Source organism: Flavobacterium sp. DG2-3 (assembly GCF_030730925.1).
GTDB lineage: Bacteria > Bacteroidota > Bacteroidia > Flavobacteriales > Flavobacteriaceae > Flavobacterium.
Map to the genome: position 1 here is coordinate 149,022 of NZ_JAVAMB010000009.1, position 21,538 is coordinate 170,559.

Genomic DNA, 21,538 nt, shown 5'->3' on the forward strand with positions numbered 1-21,538 from the left:
ATTTTATATTTAAAATTTAACTACAACTTTTTCTGAAACCAATTTATCATTTTGAATAGATTCAAAATACCACTGTCCATCTTCTTTTAAGATTAAAGAACCTTGAACATTATCTTTGGTAGCGATGTAAACATTTGCTTGTGAAGTTTTGAAAAGCTTCATAACTACTTTTGGAGTTTTATCAATCAATTGATAGCCAGATTCTGTTGGCTGAGCATACAATAAATTTGGGTCTTTTAAATCTATTGCAGGAGCAGATACTGTATTTGCTGGCGCAACTTTTATTGCCGCTGCAGCAGGAGCAACAGAACTAGCCGCTGCTAAAGTTTCAGCAGTACGCTTTTGTGCAACTGGTGCTTTAGCCGATGTTGCAGGTGTACCACTGTATTTATAATGCAATGCATAAATTGATTTAAAAGCATCATCTAAAGCTTCTCTATAGGCAACATCATAATCTTTTTCTCTACTTTTACCTATTTCAGATGTATAAACAAGTTGTCCATAACAATCTTTTAATTCTACAAAAAGTTTAGTTACCAAAAATGCATTGTCTTTTTTTACATCTGCGTATAAAACGTGGCAACGATCTGTAAGTGCGTCTGGCAATTGTTCATTGGTGTAATAAGCTTCAAAACCCGCTTTTAATAAATTTGACTTTGTTAATGTCGACAAACGATATTGATTGTCTGTTTTTATAAAATCATATCTCAAAGGTACAATTACAGCTTTGTAATCATTAACAGACTGTGCGAATCCAGCAACTGAACATAAAATGGCAGTAAGTAAAAGTTTAATTCTCATCTCTATAAATATTTTTTTAGTTCTAATAAATGGTTAATTTGTTTATAATCTCCAGAAACATCTAATTTTTTCTCATTAAAAAAGATTGCATCTAGTCCCGCATTTAAAGCTCCGTTTACATCAGCTTCAAAATCGTCTCCAATCATGATACTATACTCTTTTGAAGTATTGGCCAGCTTTAATGCATAATCAAATATAATACTATTTGGTTTTTTAACCCCAGCTAATTCTGAATTTGTGATTGTGCTGAAATAACCTCCAAGCGAAGCGTTATTAATTTTCTTATCCTGCACATGAGCAAATCCGTTTGTTATAATGTGAAGATTATATTTTGGCTTTAAATATTCCAGGACTTCAATCGCTCCGTCAAAAAGATAATTATTGTCGGTTAGAAATTCGATATAATCATTGGCAATTTCCAAAATACTTTCTTCCGAAATTACATAATTCAAAGCATCAAAAGAATACCTCAAACGATTATAACGCAATTCTTGATGTGTAATTTTGTCATTCTGATACAATCTCCAGCATTCTTGATTGATCGGAATATATTCTTTAATAAAATCTTGGGTAATGATTTCTTGGTATTTACTTTTAAAAATACGATCAAAAGCCATTTCTGAATTTTTATCAAAATCCCAAAGCGTATGATCTAAATCAAAAAAGATGTCGGTAATATTGGTATTCATGGATTAAAAGTTTCCTTCATCTACAAAACTATAATATTTTGATTCAGTAATAATCAAATGGTCTAAAACTTTAACATCTAACTTCTCTCCTGCTTCACGAATCTTTTTGGTAATCTGTTTATCAGCATCACTTGGAATCAAACTTCCGGAAGGATGATTATGGCACAAAATCAAGCCAGTAGCACATTTCTCAAATGCCAATTTAAAAATCAACCTGATATCAACAGTTGTACCTGCAATTCCACCTTTACTCAATTGTGCCTTAGAAATTACATTATTAGAATTATTAAGAAAAAGCACCCAAAATTCTTCGTGAGATAATTCACCAATTAAAGGTTGCATAACTTTAAAAACCATTTTACTGGAAGTTATTTTCACTGTTTCCTCCATTTTTCCCGATCTTCTTCTAATCGACAATTCAAGAGCGGCGACAATTGTAACGGCCTTTGCCTCTCCTATTCCCTTAAATTTCATCAATTGCCCTGTTGACAATTTCGATAAAGAATTAAGTCCTCCAACATTAGCTAAAATCCGTTGGCTCAATGCAACCGCAGATTCATTACGGCTTCCGGAACCAATTAAAATCGCTAATAATTCGGCATCGCTTAAGGCATCTTTTCCTTTATGCATTAATTTTTCGCGAGGCTTATCATCTTCTGACCAGTCTTTTATAGCGAAATGAGATTTTTCCATACTTAATAAATTTTCGAGAGCGAAGATATAAAAATTAAGAAAAATCTTTCAATTAATAATTAAGTAATTAGAAAATTTATCAATTAGATAATTGCCAACACCTATAAATAAAAATGCCAATTGCATAACAATTGGCACATTATCTAATTTTCAAATGGACTAATTATCTAATTAACCAACCCTTTCACATCATCAAAATTCAAACCTCCGTAATTTCCAGAACTCATTAATAAAAGTGCTGAATTATCAAGATTTAAATTGAACAAATATTCTTTAAACTCAGTTGGATTTGTATAAATAATTAAATCTTTTCTATTGAATGCTGTAGCAATCTGATCGTAAGTCACTTCTTCCAATTGTTTGATTTTTACCGCATCTGGCGAATAGAATACAACCGCAACATCGGCATATTCTAAAGCACCTTCGTATTCTTTTAAAAATGCTGCATTTAAACTACTGTAAGTATGCAATTCTAAACAAGCTACTAAAGTTCTATTAGGATATTGTTCTTTTACGGCTTTTGTCGTTGCAGCAACTTTACTTGGAGAATGTGCAAAATCTTTATACGCAACTTTTCCTTTTCCCTCAGCGATTTTTTCTAAACGTTTAGATGCACCTTTAAAACTTGCAATTGCCTCGTAGAAATCTTCTTCGTCAACGCCCATATTTTGGCAGATCCATTTGGCCCCAGCCAAATTATTTAAATTGTGTGCTCCAAAAACTTCAATCGGCATATCGCCTTCTGGAGTTTTTAATAAAGTCACACCATCATTTACCGAATATTCTGGAGTCGAATACGCAATTTTTCTAATCGGATTTGTTGCTGCTTCAGCAACACGTTTTACTTCTGGATCATTTTCGTTGTAAACTAAAATACCTCCATTTGTAATTTTTTCGATGAAAATCTCAAACTGCTCCACATAATTTTCATACGTTGGAAAAACATTAATATGATCCCAAGCAATTCCAGAAATCAATGCAATGTTTGGCTTATACAAATGAAATTTAGGACGTCTGTCAATTGGTGACGACAAATATTCATCACCTTCCAAAACCATAAAATCATTTTCTTCAGTCAAATGCACCATAGTATCAAAACCTTCCAATTGCGCTCCAACCATATAATCGACTGCAATATTATGATAATGCATTACATGAAGAATCATAGAAGTAATCGTTGTTTTACCATGCGAACCACCAATTACAACACGAGTTTTATTTTTAGACTGTTCGTATAGAAATTCAGGATACGAATATATTTTAAGTCCCAATTCTTGTGCTTTCAACAATTCCGGATTATCTGCTTTTGCATGCATTCCTAAAATAATTGCATCAATATCGGCAGTTATTTTTTCTGGAAACCATCCCATTTCGGCAGGAAGAATTCCTTTTTTCTCCAATCTTGATTTTGAAGGTTCAAAAATAGCATCGTCACTTCCTGTAACTTGATATCCTTTATTGTGTAAGGCTAATGCTAGGTTGTGCATAGCGCTTCCGCCAATGGCGATGAAATGTGTTTTCATTTAAAATTCCAAAAAATTAAAAATCCCAAATTCCAACTTGAATTTGGCATTTGATTATTTATGTTTTGTAGATTCTGTGTTTTATTCTTCAAAAATAAGGAAATATAATATCTCCCATTTGGTTTTGGAGATAAATTAGTACTTTGTACGAAAATTAGTTGCAAATATTTCACCCAGTTCCCAACCTTTTTTGAAATTTAAACATCTTTAGATTAAAACTTATTTTATGAAAAATATATTATTTGTACTGTTGCTATTCTCTACAGCACTTTTTGCACAGCAAAATGACAAAAAATGGAAAAAAGTAAATGCTCTTGAAAGTGAAGGCAAAATAAAATCGGCAAACGAAGCTGTTGCTAAGATTTATAAAAAAGCAGTTTCAAAAAAAGACGAAGTACAAATGATAAAATCTTTTTTTTATCAATCAAAATATCTTCAAGTTCTTGACGAAAATTCGAAAACTAAAATTATAGCGAATCTAAAAAAAGATATTTCCCGCGTTTCGATTCCGTCACAAGCCATCTTAAATCTGATTTATGCGAAATGTCTCGATCATTATTCTAACTACGAAGAAGCTTATATTACTGTAGATAGCGCCGCTGCAATGGTCGATAGTGCAGCCGCCACAATAGACACTGCAGCTGTTGACGGGATTGCTGTTGTTGACACGACAACTGTTGTAGTTGATACGTCTGAAGATGCAGAAGCAAGTATTGAATTTACTTCAGAAAAAGAAGTGATCGCTGTTTTGAATAAAACACTAGAAAATGAAGCCATTCTTAAAACGACACCTTTAACCAATTATCAGGATATTTTCGAGTTTCTGACTTTGGAAAAAATCAAAAACGAAAACTTGTATGACTATTTACTAAAGGAAAATATTGACTTTTTTACCTCAAAAATACATAGATGGGAAATCGACAATAGCCAAATTGACAAGCAAGCGAGTACATTATTAGGAAGCACCGATGCGTTTTTAAAGCTGGATTTGAGCTTTATAGCCGAAGAAAATTTCAGAAAGGTTTTGGCACTTTACCAAAAAGCAGAATTAAATAATCCATCATTAGAAAATCGTTTTAATCGCATTGATTACATCAGTGGCTTTTTGACTGATTCAAAAGACGATTTAATGAATGTGCTAAATGAATTGGAACAAAAATCTAACGATACACTATTAACTCAAAAAATCTTATTCAAAAAAGCGACAATCTTACACGAACAGGCTTCAAAAGAATTACATCCGACTTATAACATTGATGCTTTAAAAATATTAGACCAAATTGAAAAACTGGACAATCAATCGAACACAGCCAAAAAAGCGCAGCAAGCAAAAAGCGAAGTTGTATGGAAAACGATGCAGGTTCAGATGGAAAAATATACTTATAGTAATGAAAACACCAGAGCTTTTATTACTTATAAAAACTTAAATCGCCTAAACATTTCTTTTTACAAAATAGATTCTAAAAAATTAAACGAAATAAGAAGCGCAAGATATAAAGCGGACAGTCTATCAACTGCATTTATAAAAAGTAAAACTAAAATCGCGTCAAAAGAATATGAGTTTCAAAACAAAAATGACTTTTTTGAATATACTACCGAGGTTCTTTTACCAAAATTAGAAACTGGAATCTACTTAGCTTATTTTGAAAGTGATTCTGAAGTAGACGGACAAAAGGCATTTGCTTTTGAAACTATTACGGTTTCAAATCTCAGTGTATTGGCTTTTCAGGAAAATGGCAAACAAAACTTTCAGGTTCTGGATCGAAAAACAGGAAAACCTTTAGAAAATGTTAGTATAAAAACAAAAAATTATACTTTAAAAACAGATTCAAACGGTTTAGCTACTTACTTTGGTACTAACAATTACAGATATAGCGATAAAACCGAATTTTCATTACAAAATGACACCATCATTCCAGAAGAAAATTATGTTAGATATGCCGAACAATACAAAAAAGACGAGGATAAAACTTTAAACGGAAAAGTTGAATTCTATCTGGATCGCGCCATTTATCGTCCGGGTCAAACGGTTTATTATAAAGGTATTGCCTTTCAAAAACAAAATAACAAAACAAGTATCGTTGCTCAAACTTCTTTCAAAATTACCGTTAGAGATTCTAATTATCAAAAAATCAAAGAATTTGATGTTACTACAAATGAATTTGGTTCCTTTTCTGGCGAATTTACTTTACCAAAAAATGGCTTAACCGGCTATTTTGAAATTGAAGCTGAGCAACCCGAAAATATAACCAAAGGAAACTCGTTTTTTTGGGATAATGTAACAATGGAAAACTCAATAACAAATTTTAGCGTTGAAGAATACAAACGTCCAAAATTTAAAGTAGATTTTGATGCTAAAAAAGAAAATTATCAAGTAAATCAATCTGTCAAAATAAAAGGAACAGCCAAAGCATTTGCAGGAAGCAACATTTCTGATGCTAAAGTTACGTATACGGTTACTCGTTATTTAAGTTATTTTAGAAATTATTACGGTCAGGAACAAAATGAAATTATTGCCACAGGAGAAACCACTACTGATGCTTCTGGAAAATTTGTAATTGATTTTATTGCACAGCCTTCAAAAAATGCAGTAAAAGAACAATTGCCTGTTTTTAATTATAGAATTAATGCAAATATTACTGACATTAACGGCGAAACACATTCTTCTGAAACTATAATAAAAGTAGGCTATCATGATTTGATTCTTAATGCTGCTGTACCCAATAGCATTAATACAAAAAATAAAAACAAAATCACGCTTACGAGTACCAATTTGAACGGCGAATTTGTTGCGAAAAAAGGAGAAATTAAATTGTATTTTATGAACCCTTTTAAGAATAAATTCAAAAATCCAATCTTTGAAAAACCAGAAATCGAAACAATTTCAGCATCTGAATTTGAACGACTATTTCCTTATGAACAAAGGCAAAATGAGTTTGCAGAAAAAACAAATGAAGTACTAGTCTTTTCTAAAAAAGTTGATACTGAAAAAGAAAAAACTCTAGCACTTGACTTTATTTCAAATTACAAATCAGGAAACTATAAAATTGTTTTTTCTTCAAAAGATTCATTCGATAATGCGATAGAATCAGTTTCCGTTTTTCAAATTAAACAAAGTAAAGACAAATTTGATCCTGGAAAATTATTTACTGCAACACAAATCAATGCCGATCCTAAAAAAGATGGTTTTATAGAAGTGCAATTATCTTCTGTAATTCCAGAGCTTTATATTATGGCAAACGGTAATTACGAAAACAAAAGGTACTTTGAAAACACGTATCATTTAGAAAATAACCAGATAACAATCAAAATTCCGTTACAGAAAGATTTTGAAAAATCGGTTCGTTTAGGCTTTGAAAGTGTTTTTGAAAATGAAATTTTTGTAGACGAAATAGAAAGCACTTTAAAATCTGACGAATCTAAACTAGAATTATTGGTAGAAAGTTTTAGAAATAAAATTGAACCTGGAAGCAATGAAAAATGGTCATTTAAACTAAAAAACACTAATGCAAAAGCTGAAGCAGAAGTATTGGCGTCGATGTACGACAGCTCTTTAGATCAATTTACTCAAAAAGACTGGCAAAACTTAATTATAGACAGATACCGTTACAATACTGCAAATTTTAGATCTGGAATAGGCTTTGAAAAAAGTTATACTTCCATAAAAAACTTAAATAAAATACAGCCAGAAATTAAATTTCGAGACGAAGAAACAAAATTAAACTGGTTCGGATTTGATTTTACTAATAGCACATATGGCTATGCTGCTGTAACAATAATGGATCTAAAAGATAAAAAAGTGGGCAGTGAAATGATAAAAGGAGAGGCTCATGCGGTCATGGCTGCTAGCGCACCTCCACCAGCTGGAGCTCCAAATGAAGAAGTTCAGGAAGACAACGCTGTTTACAATTATTCATCTAGTGATAAAAAAGCTAATTCAGTAAAATTTGTTAAACCAGTCATTAGAGGCTTAAGCTCAACCGTTGGCGGGACATCTATGTTGTTGTATGTCGTCGATGGAGAAATTTCATCAGAAAGTGCAGTAAACGCTATAAATCCAGCAGATATTCTTTCGGTTGATGTTTTAAAAGATGCTAAAGCAACTGCTCTTTACGGAGCAAAAGCTTCAAACGGAGTAATTATTATTACCACAAAAAAATCTCTTGAAGCTTTAACACAAGTAAAAGCTAGAAAAAACCTTTCTGAAACAGCTTTCTTTTATCCAAATTTAAAAACAGATTCTAAAGGAAAAATAAGTTTCAATTTTACTTCTCCAGAAGCTTTAACGGCTTGGAAACTTCGTTTGTTGGCGCATAACAAAGATGCTGTTTCGGGTTATTTGGAGAAAAGGGTTGTGACTCAAAAAGAATTGATGGTTTTGCCAAATCTCCCTCGTTTCTTTAGAGAAAAAGATACGATTGTAATTAGTGCTAAAATCTCAAATGTAACCGCTGAAGCGAAAACCGGAATTGCAAGTCTACAGTTTTTTGATGCTGTAACAATGCAACCAATTGATGCGAAAATGCTTAACGCAAAAAACATTAAAAACTTTACGATCTCAGCTTACGGGAATACAACTGCAAATTGGAAAATTGCAATTCCGGAAGGATTGCAAGGCATTCAATATAAAATAGTCGCCAAAGCTGGTAATTTCTCAGATGGAGAAGAAAGCATTCTTCCAGTTTTAACCAATAATATGCTAGTTACTGAAAGCATTCCGATTTGGGTTCGTGAGAATTCAACGAAAGAATATACGTTTGAGAATTTAAAAAACAATAATTCGACAACTTTAAGAACCCATCAGTTTACATTAGAATATACTTCAAATCCAACTTGGATTACGATTCAGTCGTTGCCGTATTTAATGGAATACGAACACGAATGTGCCGAACAAACTTTTGCTCGTTATTACGCCAATGCGGTGGCTTCTGAAATCATTTCAAGTAATCCGAAGATTGCAACTGTTTTTGAAAATTGGAGAAAAAATGGAAAACCAATTTCTAAACTGGAAGAAAATGAAGAATTAAAATCATTGATTCTTGCCGAAACGCCTTGGTTAAAAGATGCTCAAAGCGAAGACGAAAAGAAAAAGAATCTAGAACTATTATTTGATTTAGATAAAATGAAAACTTCTCAGGAAGCAGCTTTCGAAAAATTAAAACAAAAGCAAAAAGCCTCTGGCGGATTTACGTGGTTTGGCGGAGATTATGAAAGTGAGTATATCACAAGACATATTTTAGCAGGTTTAGGTCATTTAGAAAAACTAAGTAAAACCAACACGGCAAAAATCGACGAAATTGCCAAAACTGGAATTCCGTTCTTAGATGACAAATTTTTAGAATATCATAAAACAAGAACAAAAAACTTAAAAACAGCCGATAAATTAATTTGGATTAATCCGTATTCTGATTTGCATTATTTGTATACCAGAAGTTTTTATTTAAATAAATATCCGTTGTCTGATACTTTGAAAAAAGCTACAAAAGTATATTTGGAAATCGCTAAAAAAGATTGGCTGAATTATTCGATTTATGAAAAAGGTCTAGCGGCTTTGACCTTGAATCGTTTTGGAGAAAAAGAAAGCGCTAAAAAAATCATCGAAAGTTTAAAAGAAACTTCATCCAATAATGAAGATTGGGGAATGTATTGGATTGCCAACAAATCGGGTTGGTATTGGTATCAGGCGCCGATAGAAACTCAGGCTTTATTAATTGAGGCTTTCGCCGAAATAAGCAATGACAAAAAATCTGTTGACGCAATGAAAGTCTGGCTATTAAAAAACAAACAAACCAAAAATTGGCCAACAACCAAATCTACAACCGAAGCTATTTATGCTTTATTGATGCAAGGAACTGATTGGCTTTCGGTAAAAGACAATACGGTTATAAAATTGGGGGACGAAAAAATCATCACCAAAAAACTAGCCGAAAACGAAAAAGAAGCCGAAACAGGTTACATCAAACTTAACTGGAAAGCTGATGAAGTAAAAAAAGAAATGGCTTCAATAAGCGTTCAAAACAAATCGAAAGTTCCAGGCTTTGGAGGCATTTATTGGCAGTATTTTGAAGATTTAGATAAAATTAAAACGAACAAAGGAGCTGTTTTATCTGTTTCGAAAGAATTGTATCTGAAGAAAAACTCTTTAAAAGGAAATGAATTAGAAAGAATAACATCTAAAAACCCATTAAAAACTGGAGATTTAGTAACCGTGAGATTGGTTATTTCTTCTAAAGAAGATGTAGAATATATTCATTTAAAAGATATGCGAGCTTCTTGTTTTGAACCTGTAAATGTACTTTCTGAATATCAATACAAAGATCGTTTAGGATATTATATAAGCACAAAAGATGCCGCGACACATTTCTTCTTTGATCAAATTAACAAAGGGACTTATGTTTTAGAATATGATATAAGAGTAAATAACAGTGGCGAATTTTCTAACGGAGTTACAACAATTGAAAGTATGTATGCGCCTGAATTTACAAGTCACACAAAAGGAATTCGAGTGAAGGTAAATTGATAATAAATTCCAAACCAAAAACTCCAAATTCCAAATAGGAATAGATCTGTTTTTTTGTCAGGCTGAGCGGAGTCGAAGCCTCAGCGTAATGGGCTTCGACTCCGCTCAGCCTGACATACGCTTTAAAACGTAAAAAGCCCGACAGGCTTTAAAAACCTGTCGGGCTTGTATATATAAGCTAACGACCATTATTCATTCCGTAGGAATGTCTCATCGGTTGAACAAAATTTGAATTGTGATTTTACGTTCCGTAGGAACGTTTGATTAATTGCATTTCATTTCCGTAAAACAGGTGTCCCTACAGGCACAAAACATCCAATAATATTCTTTTTCTACCGATGAGATATTCCTACGGAATATAAAATCGCTCACACTGTGATACGTTTTAAAACGCAAAAAACCCGACAGGTTTAAAACCTGTCGGGTTTGTATATAAAAGCTAACGACCGTTATTCATTCCGTAGGAATGCTTCGGCGGTAGATATTATTTTGTAATCGTCAATTCGTCGATAATGTTTTTAGCACCAGCGTATTTGTCGATAATCCAAAGTACATAACGAATATCTACGTTGATTGTTCTTTGTAAATTAGAATCGAAAATTACGTCTCCGGCCATTGCTTCGATGTTTCCGTCAAAAGCAATACCGATTAATTCTCCTTTTCCGTTCAAAACTGGTGAACCAGAGTTTCCTCCTGTAATATCATTATCAGTCAAGAAGTTTACTGGCATATAGCCTGCTTTGTCAGCATACTGACCGTAATCTTTTTTCTTGTTCAATTCTAACAAACGAGATGGTAAATCAAACTCAGCATCACCTGCTTTGTATTTTTTCACCATACTCTCCATTGTAGTATAGTTGTTGATTTTTGCATCGTTACGAGGATCTGCAGGTAAAGCGCGAACTTTTCCGTAAGTCAACCTCAACGTAGAGTTTGCATCTGGATATTTAATTGCGTTTAGTTTCGATTCTCTTAAGCCTTCAACCAATTTGCGGTAAGCAGTTGCAAAACCATCATCAGCTTTTGCTTGGTCATCTGTTTTAGCGCGGTATTTTGTCAATAAATCATTAGAAATAATATACAACGGATCGTGTACAATTGCCAATGGTTTTGGATCTGCTAAGAATGCTAATACTTTTTCTTTATTTGTAAAATAACTAATCTCCGTTGCTTTTGCTACATCTGCAGTAAAATCACCATTATTAGCTGTTTTCATTTTTGCGATTTCTGGAGCAAGTCCGTACTCAGCACCTTTAGAAGCGTATAAATTTAATTGCGCCGCTAAAATATCTTTTTCTAATGGAGCATAAAATTCACCATAAATGCTTTCAACCATCGCATTGATTTTAGGAAGCATTTCTGCTTTCTTAGCATCATTTTCTTTGTAGTAAGCAATTAATGCATTTCCTAAATTAGCCGGTCCAGTTGCATAACTAGAAGTACGTAAAAGCTGCATCAAATAATTATCGTGGCGTGCTTTTAAGTTTGTTTCTCTATAATAATCGTTAATTGTCGGAATTACATTTTCATATTTCTCTTTGTTTGCAGGTTTGCTTGCCCACTCGTAGAATTTATCTTCTTGTTCTGCTTTAGTATCAACAGTTCCTGCTTTTGTTAAAGCATCGATCATTCCTTGACGGTTTTTCCAGTAGTTTGCAGTCGAAGCATATTTAGAAGCGTACTGTAAACGAACAGTTGCATCTTTATCCATATACTTTTTCATTACATCCATTCCTGTTTTTGCACCTTCAACCCATGCAGGATAAGCATATTTAATATTTTGCTCAATTCCTCCAGCTGGCATCCAACGGTTTGTTCTTCCTGGATAACCTAAGATCATAGCAAAATCATTTTCTTTAACTCCTTTTAAACTTACAGGTAAATAGTGTTTTGGTTTTAAAGGCACGTTGTCTTTAGAATAAGTTGCAGGATTTCCGTCTTTGTCAGCATAAACTCTAAACATAGAGAAATCTCCTGTTTGACGAGGCCACTCCCAGTTGTCTGTATCTCCACCAAATTTACCAACACTTTCTGGCGGTGTTCCAACTAAACGAACATCTGTGTAATCTTGGTAAACAAAATAGTAATATTCATTTCCTTGAAAGAAAGGACGAACAGAAACTGTATATTTTCCGTTTTCGCTATTTTCTTTTTCAATCAAAGCGATTTCTTGCTGAATGATTTTGTTTCTTTCAGTTTCAGTCATAGTATCGTTTACTTTAGACAAGATTCTTTTCGAAACATCATCCATACGCACAAAGAAACGAACGTATAAAGATTTTGGTTTCATTTCGGCACTTTTATCTTTTGCCCAAAAACCATCTTTTAAATAGTTTTGTTCTGCAGACGAAAGTTCAGCAATTGCATTATAACCACAGTGGTGATTTGTTAAAACCAAACCGCTGTTAGAAACGATTTCTGCAGTACAGCCACCGTTGAATTGTACAATTGCATCTTTCAAACTGTGATGATTAATACTGTAAATTTCTTCGGCTGTCAACTGCAAGCCCATTTTCTCCATATCTCTATGGTTCAATCTTTCGATAAACATCAAAAACCACATTCCTTCATCAGCTCTCATTGGGAAAGCCATAAGGCACATGGTCAAGAATAAAATTACTTTTTTCATGTTATTTTGTTTAAGTGATGCGAATATAAGCCATTTTCACAATAAAAATAAATTTAAAGGTTCAAAACAAAATTTATTAAGGCTATTTGTTTCCAATTTTACGAAATTCACAATTTTTGCAAGTCAACAATTTAACTTAATTTTTAGAGTAAAAGTGTAAATTAAAGATTAAAAATCAGCATAAATTATAAAAGATTCATTAAACGCAATCATTATTTGTAAAAATTAAGCTTCAAAGTAAAAATAATAATTTAAAATATTTCTTACAAATATTATTCTTCTAAATTTGTAATTGTATTTAAACATAAATGAAAATGAAAAAATTATTATTTGCATTACTTTTTGCTACAACAATTGCAAGTGCACAAAAAGGCTCCATTTTATTAGGTGGGAATGTTGGTTTTTCTTCAGAAAAGATTGGGGATTCTAAATTAGAGAATTTTGAATTCTCTCCGAAAGTCGGATATCAATTTGCAGAAAAATGGACGTTGGGAGTTGAAGGTTCTGTTATGAATGTTAAAAAGCCTGGAGAAGACTCTACAGAAAAATACAAAATTGGTGGCTTTTTACGTTATTCTACGCCACTTTCGGACTTGTTTTCTATCTATGCAGATTTAGGAGCTGGCTACCAAAGCACCTCTTTAAACGACGCCAAAGGAATGTACGCCAATTTAACTCCAGCTTTATTCATTAATATGAAAAACGGATTTGGATTGAATTTTTCTATTGGAGGAATTAATTATGATAACCTAGATGGAAAAAATGATCCGAGACAAGAACGCCTTGGTTTCGATTTTGGAAAAACCTTCAAAATTGGTGTTTCTAAAAACTTTGGTTTGTAATTCTTACTTAAAATTTTATAAAGGGCCCTTATTTTTTTGTTACAAAAGGAAAAACCCGGCAATTATACATTGTCGGGTTTTTATCTTATTTAAATAATTTACTCATTAAGCATTTTCCAAAGCCTGTCTTTCAAATCTGTCAGACCTTGCTGGGCAACAGACGAAATAAACATATAAGGAACACCTTTAAAAGAAACATCTAATTCTGCTTTCAATTCTGCCTTCAATTCATCATCCAGCATATCGCATTTTGAAATAACAACAAGACGTTCTTTGTCTAGCATTTCAGGATTATATTTAGTCAGCTCGTTAACTAAAATATCATATTCTGCTTTAATATCTGCTGTATCAACAGGAATCAAAAACAATAATGTTGAGTTACGCTCAATATGGCGCAAGAAATAATGTCCTAAACCTTTTCCTTCTGCAGCACCTTCAATAATTCCAGGAATATCGGCAATTACGAAAGACTGAAAATCTCTGTATGCCACGATTCCTAAATTTGGCTTTAAAGTCGTAAACGGATAATCTGCAATTTTTGGTTTTGCCGAAGTTAAAACAGAAAGCAAAGTGGATTTTCCTGCATTGGGAAAACCTACCAAACCAACGTCTGCCAAAACTTTAAGTTCCAAAATTACATCCATTTCTAAACCTGGCAAACCTGGCTGTGCGTAACGAGGCGTTTGGTTTGTCGAACTTCTAAAATGCCAGTTTCCTAAACCTCCCTTTCCTCCTTTTGCCAGAATTCTTTTTTCTCCGTGTTCCGTAACTTCAAAAAGTGTCTCTCCAGTTTCTTTGTCTTTTACAACAGTCCCTAGTGGCACTTCAATGATTTTATCTTCACCGTCTGCTCCGGTACTTCTGTCAGAACCTCCATCTCCACCGTGACCAGCTTTAATGTGACGCGCAAACTTTAAATGAAATAATGTCCAGAGTCCTTTATTTCCAACTAAATACACATGTCCTCCACGGCCACCGTCTCCACCGTCTGGACCTCCTTTTTCAATAAATTTCTCTCTATGTAAATGCGTAGATCCTTTTCCTCCTTTTCCGGAAGAAACATATATCTTAACGTAATCTACAAAATTTCCTTCTGTCATTGTTTTTGTTTATGTATAGTTTCACGTTTAAAGTTTCTCGTTAGTTTAAGTCCTGCGAACTTGAAATTTGAAACATCAAACATGAAACAAAATTCTCTCTACTCTTTTAATGCTTTTACAAGCACTTTGTCAATTTTAACTCCGTCCATGTCAACTACTTCTAGAACAAATTTCTGCCAGATCAGTTTTTCGCCTTCTTTAGGAATATGCGAAAGCTCCGTCATGATCATTCCGCTTACGGTGTTTACTTCGTAATCGTTTGTCAATTCGTCCAATTCGAAATAAGTTAAAAAGTCGTGTAACGAATAATGTCCATCAACTAGCCACGAACCATCTTCTCTTTCGATTAATTGAAATTCGTCTTTATAGAATTCTGCGGCATCACCTACTAAAGCTTCTAAAATATCATTCAACGTAATCATACCCTGAAAAACACCATATTCATCTGAAACTAAAGCATAGTGAACACCTGTTTTTTTGAAATTTTCTAAAGCTTTGTAAGCTGTAGTTTGTTCCATTAAATAAGGCGCGTCTGACAATATTGACGATAAATCGAAATTATCTTTTTCGATATTGGCGAAGATATTTTTTAGTGTTACCACCCCAACAATATCATCGTAATTATCATTATAAACAGGATAAACGGCATGAAGATCCTGAACAACCAATTCTTTAATTTTTTCTTTATCTTCTTTTAATGGCAACATGTCAACCGACTTGCGGTGCGTCATTAAAGAATTTACTTTTCGGTCTCCAATATGGAAAACACGCTCCACGATATCTTGCTCAATTTCTTGAACTTCGCCTACTTCTGTTCCTTCTTTGATAATCGCTTTAATTTCTTCCTCAGTCACTTTTCCGTCAGCAGTTGGTTTTATTTGAAGAACATTCAATAAAAAATCTGTTGAAGAAGTCAGTAACCAAATAAATGGAGCCGTAATAATCGAAATTACTTTCATTGGCATCGCTACCATTTTTGCAATTGCTTCTGGATAATTTAATCCAATTCGTTTTGGAAGCAATTCTCCTAAAACCAATGAGAAAAAAGTTAAAACCACCACTACAATTCCTACTGCAATAGAATGTGCGTAAGGTTTTAAAGCTGTAAATCCAGCTACAAAAAGCTCAACATCGGCCGTAATTTTATCTCCAGAATATATACCCGTCAAAATTCCGATTAAGGTAATTCCGATTTGCACTGTAGATAAAAACTTATTTGGCGAGTTGGCTAAATCGAGTGCCGTTTTAGCGCTTTTATTGCCTTTTTTCGCAGCTGTTTCTAGCCTGTTTTTACGGGCCGAAATCAGGGCGATTTCAGACATGGAGAAAACTCCGTTTAATAGAATTAGAAAAAATATAATTAGTATTTCCAATTGATAGGGGATTCGTTATAAAATAGTCTCGTTATTATAATTTGCATTCTAAATTTAAATATTCCTGATGGAAGTAAAAAGTCCACAACCAAAAAAACTAATTTTCATGAAACAATCAATGTTACGACTGCTTCGCACAAAAAATAGTTTTTTTAGTCAGGACCTTAAAACGGCAGCTGGAATAAGCTTCTACAAATTATCTATAACTGACGTTAATCGCTCTGTAATTTGTTCAATAGTTCCGATACCATCTACGGCGTGAAACTTGTTTTGTTCTTTATAATATCCAATAAGAGGAGCTGTTTTCTCGTTGTATTCTTGGTATCTCACGCGAATTTTTTCTTCGTCTTGATCATCAGCTCTTCCGCTTGTTTTTCCTCTTTCCAATAAACGTTTTACCAAAATCTCATCATCAGCTTCTAAAGCAATTGTTGCTGTTACACTTGAGCCGATTGTTGGTAAAAACTGATCTAAAGCCTCAGCCTGATTTATTGTTCTTGGGTAACCGTCGAACAAGAATCCTGCAGTATCTGGATGTTTTTTTACCTCATCAATTAACATTGCAGTCGTTACTTCGCAAGGAACCAATTCTCCATTGTCCATAAAAACTCTTGCTTTTTTTCCTAGTTCAGTATCATTTTTTAAATTGAAACGAAAAATATCTCCTGTTGAAAGGTGTGTTAAATTGTATTTCTCTTTTAAAAATTCTGCCTGAGTTCCTTTTCCTGCACCAGGCTTTCCAAATAAAACGATGTTAATCATAATTGAAATGAGTGTTGTTACTTCTGTCTTTCAGAAGTCTTTAAATGAATATTTAGTTGTGTTTTGTTATTCTGCTAATTTATACACTTCAGTTAAGTTTCTTCCTAAACCATCGTAGTCCAAACCATAACCTACAATAAATTTGTTCGGAATACGAATTCCGACATAGTCTATTTTAATGTCTTTTTTATATGCTTCTGGCTTAAAGAACAAAGTTGCAATTTTAAAATGCTTTACATTTTGTGCTTTAAACAAGTGCTTCAATTCTTCAATTGTATTTCCGGTGTCAATAATATCTTCAATAATTACAACCGTTCTATCGGTCAAATCTTGATTGATTCCGATTAATTGTTTTACCGATTCTGTCGATTCTGTTCCTTCATACGATGCCATTTTGATAAACGAAACCTCGCATGGTTTTTTATATTTTTTCAAAAAATCCGACACCACCATAAAAGCACCATTCAAAACTCCAATAAAAATTGGTGTTTCATCTCCAAAATCATCTTCTACTTGAGCAACCATTTTGGTCAAAGCAAAATCAATTTCTTTAGCCGAAATAAACGGAACAAATTGTTTATCGTGAAGTTGTATCATTATTTTTCTTTTTAAAATAATGGACAAAGATAAAGAATTAGAACTTAACAGCTTCTATCAAAATAAACTGTATCGAGATATTTTTTCTGAATGTTAAATATCAGTTAATGTTTACAAATTATTTTTTGACGCTATTTGATTTTTGAGTAAATTGTTGTTATGTAAATATTTAACTCCAAAAAACCGATGAAAAAATCCTTAACCCTACTTTCAATACCCTTACTAGCCTTAATGACAGCCTGCAACGGACAGGTAAAAAAAGAAGAGAAAGAAGCTCTAGCCAAACAGCCAGACAACGTAGTAAAGACAGCAATAGGAGACATTACACTGCCTCCGCCTTATGCGACAGAATCGAAAACCAATAATAGCAAAGTTATTGGATGGCCTGCAGGCAAAACTCCAAAAGCGCCTGAAGGTTTTACGGTTACCAAATTTGCAGATGGATTCGAAAATCCGCGCTGGACGTATATTGCACCAAACCAAGATATTTTTGTTGTAGAAAGTGGCACAAGAACTAGTAAAAACCAGATTACAGTTTTACGAGATAAAGACAAAGACGGAAAATTTGAAACACGCGAAGTTTTTATTTCTGGCTTAAACAAACCTTTTGGAATGCTGGTTTTAAAAGACTTTTTCTACATTGCCAACACCGACGGATTATACCGTTATCCTTATAAAAACAATCCTTTGAAATTGGAAACTAAAGGAGAAAAAATTCTTGAACTTCCTGCGGGCGGTTACAACAATCACTGGACAAGAAATTTATTGGCTAGCCAAGACGGAAGCAAAATTTATGTTTCTGTTGGTTCTGGAAGCAATAATGCAGAACACGGAATTGACAAAGAAGTTCGTCGCGCTGCAATTTTAGAAATTAATCCTGACGGAACGGGTGAAAAAACCTATGCTTCGGGACTTAGAAACCCTGTGGGAATGGACTGGAATCCTGTAAACAAAGAATTATGGACTGCTGTTAATGAACGTGATGATTTGGGAGACGATTTGGTTCCCGACTATATTACGAGCGTAAAAAGAGATGGTTTCTACGGTTGGCCGTATTCTTATTTTGGAAGCATTCCTGACCCAAGAATGAAAGGCGAAAGAAAAGATTTGGTAGAAAAAGCAATTGTTCCCGATGTTCCAGTTGGCGCTCACACCGCTTCTTTGGGATTGGCTTTTTATACGAAAGATAAGTTTCCGGCGAAATATAAAAACGGTGCTTTCGTAGGTCAGCATGGATCTTGGAACCGTTCTAAAATTTCTGGCTATAAAGTGCTTTTCGTCCCTTTTAAAGATGGAAAACCTTCAGGAAAACCAGAAGATTTTTTAACTGGCTTTATCTCCGATCAAAATAAAGCCGAAGTTTACGGACGCCCTGTTGCTGTAACTGTTATGAATGACGGATCGCTTTTGGTAAATGATGATAGCAGTAATACGATTTGGAAAGTTACTGCGAATAAATAATCAAATTTGGTTTAACCACAAATTACACAAATTTTCGCAAAATTAATTTGTGTGAATTTGTGTAATTTGCGGTTAAAAAACTTTCAAATTAAATATTTTAAACACATAGAGACATAGATTTTATTTAAAAAGAAGTTGATAAAAGAAAACTCTGTTTTCACACATAGATTGCTATGTGACTTTTATAAGTAAAACGCCTTTTTTGCCTCAATGAAATGCTGTGTCTCTATTTGTTAAAAAATAAATTTCAATTTTCATTCGCCTAGATAAAATTCCAAATTCCAAGAATTGAGATAAAAATTTAAACACATAGATTTTCACAACATAGCCCACGGTTTCAACCGTGGGAGCGCAACGCATATCACAAACCGAGTTCCCACGGTTGAAACCGTGGGCTATGTTTAAATTCTATATCAATAGTTGTGTTTAAACACAAACCTTTTTATGATTTTAAAAAAAAATTACCTGCCTCTTTTTGCAATCATTGTCTCTCTAAACATTTTTGCACAAGAAAAAGAAACCCAAAATATTGACTCCACCAAAACGCAAAAACTCCAAGAAGTTTTAATCAGTCCGCTTCATATCAATCGGGATTTGCAAAATAGTCCAGCTTCGATTGGAATTTTATCCCAAAAAGAATTACTTCAAAATAATACGACTGACATTAGTAATGTTATCAATACCATTCCTGGTGTTTTTATGCAGTCATCCAACATTACGACAACTCGAATTTCGATTCGAGGCATTGGTGCGAGAACTCCGTACGGAACCAATAAAATCAGAGCTTTTTACGGCAGTATTCCGCTAACTTCTGGAAACAGTGAAACCGTCATTGACGATATTGATCTTCAAAACATCAATCAAATTGAAATTATAAAAGGACCGCTTTCGAGTGTTTACGGCGCTGGATTGGGCGGTGCAATTTTAATTTCGCCTCAATCTTTAAAGAAAGGAAATTATCAAACGGAAATCAGTTCTGTTTTTGGCTCTTTCGGATTATTGAAAAACAGAGTGAGTTTTGATTTCAATGAAAAAAATTCCTCCTTAAACCTAAGCTATCACAATTTAAAAACCGACGGCTGGCGCGAGAACAGTGCTTACAATCGCGAAGGAATTACGCTTTCGGGAGAATTGTTTCGAAAAGAAAAAAGCAAACTGACTTACTTTTCTAACTACACTTATTTAAAAGCTAACATTCCGAGTTCGATCAACAAAACAACTTTCGAAAATAATCCGCAGGCTGGCGCACCGACTTGGGTCGCTTCACAAGGATTTAAAGAATACAAATCGACTTTGGCAGGCTTGGCTTATGATTTTGAAATTAACGATCATTTGAATAATTCGACTTCTATTTTTATCAATTATAAAGATAGCAACGAACCACGTCCTTTCGATGTATTGCGTCAATACACTTTTGCATCGGGTGTGCGAACACAGTTTTCGGGTGATTTTGAAATCGGAAAAATTAAAAATCAATTTATTGCCGGATTAGAATATTTCAGGGATAATTACAGCGGCAACACTTTCGAAAATCTCTATCAGCAAAATAATGGAAATGGAAGTTTACAAGGCGATCAACTTTCAGCAACCGATCAGAAAAGGCATTTTTACAATATTTTTTCTCAGATTAGAACTTTACTTTCTGATCAATTTGAAATTCAAGCAGGATTAAATTACAACAAAACCAAATTTGAATTGCAGAATGATTTTCCCGCTTCCGCGAATGATCCAAAGGAAACTTATAGTTATGACGGCATTTTTTCGCCACAGCTTTCTTTTCTATACAAACCTAGCGAAGTCCGAACTTTATACATTTCTGTAAGCCGAGGTTTTTCTCTTCCCGCGACTGAAGAAACTTTAACCAGCACAGGAAATATTAATCAGGACATAAAACCAGAAACCGGTTATAATTTTGAATTGGGCGGCAAGCTTCATTTTTTTAATAAAAAACTATACACCGAAATTGCTGTTTTCAGAATGGAAATAAAAGATTTATTGGTTGCCAAAAGAATTGGAGATGATCAATATGAAGGTGTAAATGCTGGAAAAACTTTTCATGAAGGAATTGAAGTTTCATTAAAACACAATTGGACAATTAGTAGAACTTTTAATTTGAACTCTTATGTTGGCGCTTCCGTCGGAAATTATGAATTTAAAGAATTTGATGACAACGGAAATAATTATTCGGGAAATAAATTGACTGGAGTTCCTGCCAATACCGCAAGTGCAGGTTTTAATTTGAATACCAATTCAGGATTTTATTTGGCTGCCGATTTTCAATTCACAGACAAAATTCCGATGAATGACTCAAACGCTAATTTTTCAGATTCTTATTCTTTATTGAATTTAAAAACTGGCTATCAATTTGAAATTTTGTCTGGACTAAAAGCTCATTTTGACGCAGGAATAAATAATGTCACAAACGAAAAATATGCTTCTATGATTCTTACCAATGCAACAGCAGTTGGAAATGCACAGCCTAGATTTTATTATCCTGGACTACCTATAAATTATTACGGAATTATCTCATTAAATTACTTATTTTAGC

General features: G+C 33.6%; 13 protein-coding genes. 4 read left to right on the top strand and 9 right to left on the bottom strand.

Annotated features, from left to right (window positions below; translation table 11 throughout):
* Positions 1-9: 9 nt before the first annotated feature.
* The 4 genes from Q9Q97_RS14400 to murC all read right to left on the bottom strand — a co-directional run bounded on the left by Q9Q97_RS14400 (position 10) and on the right by murC (position 3,706).
* Complete coding sequence (locus tag Q9Q97_RS14400) at positions 10-801, bottom strand: hypothetical protein (protein WP_306158272.1); 792 nt, start codon at positions 799-801, stop codon at positions 10-12.
* Between the two features lie 2 nt (positions 802-803).
* Positions 804-1,490 (bottom strand): YjjG family noncanonical pyrimidine nucleotidase, encoded by a 687-nt coding sequence (locus Q9Q97_RS14405; RefSeq protein WP_306158274.1) that lies wholly within the window; start codon positions 1,488-1,490, stop codon positions 804-806.
* Positions 1,491-1,493: 3 nt separating this feature from the next.
* Positions 1,494-2,183, bottom strand: coding sequence for a DNA repair protein RadC (radC, locus tag Q9Q97_RS14410; protein ID WP_306158276.1), 690 nt, complete (start codon positions 2,181-2,183; stop codon positions 1,494-1,496).
* A 167-nt stretch (positions 2,184-2,350) separates the two neighbouring features.
* Entirely contained in the window at positions 2,351-3,706 is a 1,356-nt protein-coding gene (gene murC / locus Q9Q97_RS14415; RefSeq protein WP_306158278.1) for a UDP-N-acetylmuramate--L-alanine ligase, read from the bottom strand.
* A gap of 226 nt (positions 3,707-3,932) precedes the next feature.
* Between murC and Q9Q97_RS14420 the strand changes: the two genes are divergently transcribed.
* Positions 3,933-10,226, top strand: coding sequence for an MG2 domain-containing protein (locus Q9Q97_RS14420; protein ID WP_306158280.1), 6,294 nt, complete (start codon positions 3,933-3,935; stop codon positions 10,224-10,226).
* Between the two features lie 484 nt (positions 10,227-10,710).
* On the opposite strand, the gene Q9Q97_RS14425 is transcribed toward Q9Q97_RS14420, so the two are convergent.
* Entirely contained in the window at positions 10,711-12,855 is a 2,145-nt protein-coding gene (locus Q9Q97_RS14425; RefSeq protein ID WP_306158282.1) for a S46 family peptidase, read from the bottom strand.
* Positions 12,856-13,169: 314 nt separating this feature from the next.
* Between Q9Q97_RS14425 and Q9Q97_RS14430 the strand changes: the two genes are divergently transcribed.
* Positions 13,170-13,697 (top strand): outer membrane beta-barrel protein, encoded by a 528-nt coding sequence (locus Q9Q97_RS14430; protein WP_306158284.1) that lies wholly within the window; start codon positions 13,170-13,172, stop codon positions 13,695-13,697.
* A 98-nt stretch (positions 13,698-13,795) separates the two neighbouring features.
* Here the strand turns inward: Q9Q97_RS14430 and obgE are convergent, their stop codons facing one another.
* The 4 genes from obgE to hpt all read right to left on the bottom strand — a co-directional run bounded on the left by obgE (position 13,796) and on the right by hpt (position 17,529).
* Entirely contained in the window at positions 13,796-14,797 is a 1,002-nt protein-coding gene (obgE, locus tag Q9Q97_RS14435; RefSeq protein ID WP_306158286.1) for a GTPase ObgE, read from the bottom strand.
* 98 nt (positions 14,798-14,895) lie between these two features.
* Positions 14,896-16,170, bottom strand: a complete 1,275-nt coding sequence (locus tag Q9Q97_RS14440; RefSeq protein WP_306158288.1) for a hemolysin family protein — start codon at positions 16,168-16,170, stop codon at positions 14,896-14,898.
* A gap of 189 nt (positions 16,171-16,359) precedes the next feature.
* A complete protein-coding gene (locus tag Q9Q97_RS14445) occupies positions 16,360-16,932 on the bottom strand; it encodes an adenylate kinase (protein WP_306158290.1) in 573 nt (190 codons plus the stop codon).
* Between the two features lie 66 nt (positions 16,933-16,998).
* Positions 16,999-17,529 carry a hypoxanthine phosphoribosyltransferase gene (hpt, locus tag Q9Q97_RS14450; protein ID WP_306158292.1) on the bottom strand — a complete coding sequence of 177 codons (531 nt, stop codon included), beginning with the start codon at positions 17,527-17,529 and terminating at the stop codon, positions 16,999-17,001.
* A gap of 186 nt (positions 17,530-17,715) precedes the next feature.
* Here hpt and Q9Q97_RS14455 point away from each other — a divergent pair, with 186 nt between their 5' ends.
* Both Q9Q97_RS14455 and Q9Q97_RS14460 read left to right on the top strand, forming a co-directional pair.
* Positions 17,716-18,990 (top strand): sorbosone dehydrogenase family protein, encoded by a 1,275-nt coding sequence (locus Q9Q97_RS14455; RefSeq protein ID WP_306158293.1) that lies wholly within the window; start codon positions 17,716-17,718, stop codon positions 18,988-18,990.
* A gap of 444 nt (positions 18,991-19,434) precedes the next feature.
* Positions 19,435-21,537, top strand: a complete 2,103-nt coding sequence (locus Q9Q97_RS14460; protein WP_306158295.1) for a TonB-dependent receptor — start codon at positions 19,435-19,437, stop codon at positions 21,535-21,537.
* Position 21,538: the final 1 nt, after the last annotated feature.

Bases quoted from the DNA above. Each gene is read 5' to 3' on its own strand.
- Q9Q97_RS14400 (WP_306158272.1), bottom strand. From the start codon at position 801: ATGAGAATTAAACTTTTACTTACTGCCATTTTATGTTCAGTTGCTGGA.
- Q9Q97_RS14405 (WP_306158274.1), bottom strand. From the start codon at position 1,490: ATGAATACCAATATTACCGACATCTTTTTTGATTTAGATCATACGCTT.
- radC (WP_306158276.1), bottom strand. From the start codon at position 2,183: ATGGAAAAATCTCATTTCGCTATAAAAGACTGGTCAGAAGATGATAAG.
- murC (WP_306158278.1), bottom strand. From the start codon at position 3,706: ATGAAAACACATTTCATCGCCATTGGCGGAAGCGCTATGCACAACCTA.
- Q9Q97_RS14420 (WP_306158280.1), top strand. From the start codon at position 3,933: ATGAAAAATATATTATTTGTACTGTTGCTATTCTCTACAGCACTTTTT.
- Q9Q97_RS14425 (WP_306158282.1), bottom strand. From the start codon at position 12,855: ATGAAAAAAGTAATTTTATTCTTGACCATGTGCCTTATGGCTTTCCCA.
- Q9Q97_RS14430 (WP_306158284.1), top strand. From the start codon at position 13,170: ATGAAAAAATTATTATTTGCATTACTTTTTGCTACAACAATTGCAAGT.
- obgE (WP_306158286.1), bottom strand. From the start codon at position 14,797: ATGACAGAAGGAAATTTTGTAGATTACGTTAAGATATATGTTTCTTCC.
- Q9Q97_RS14445 (WP_306158290.1), bottom strand. From the start codon at position 16,932: ATGATTAACATCGTTTTATTTGGAAAGCCTGGTGCAGGAAAAGGAACT.
- hpt (WP_306158292.1), bottom strand. From the start codon at position 17,529: ATGATACAACTTCACGATAAACAATTTGTTCCGTTTATTTCGGCTAAA.
- Q9Q97_RS14455 (WP_306158293.1), top strand. From the start codon at position 17,716: ATGAAAAAATCCTTAACCCTACTTTCAATACCCTTACTAGCCTTAATG.
- Q9Q97_RS14460 (WP_306158295.1), top strand. From the start codon at position 19,435: ATGATTTTAAAAAAAAATTACCTGCCTCTTTTTGCAATCATTGTCTCT.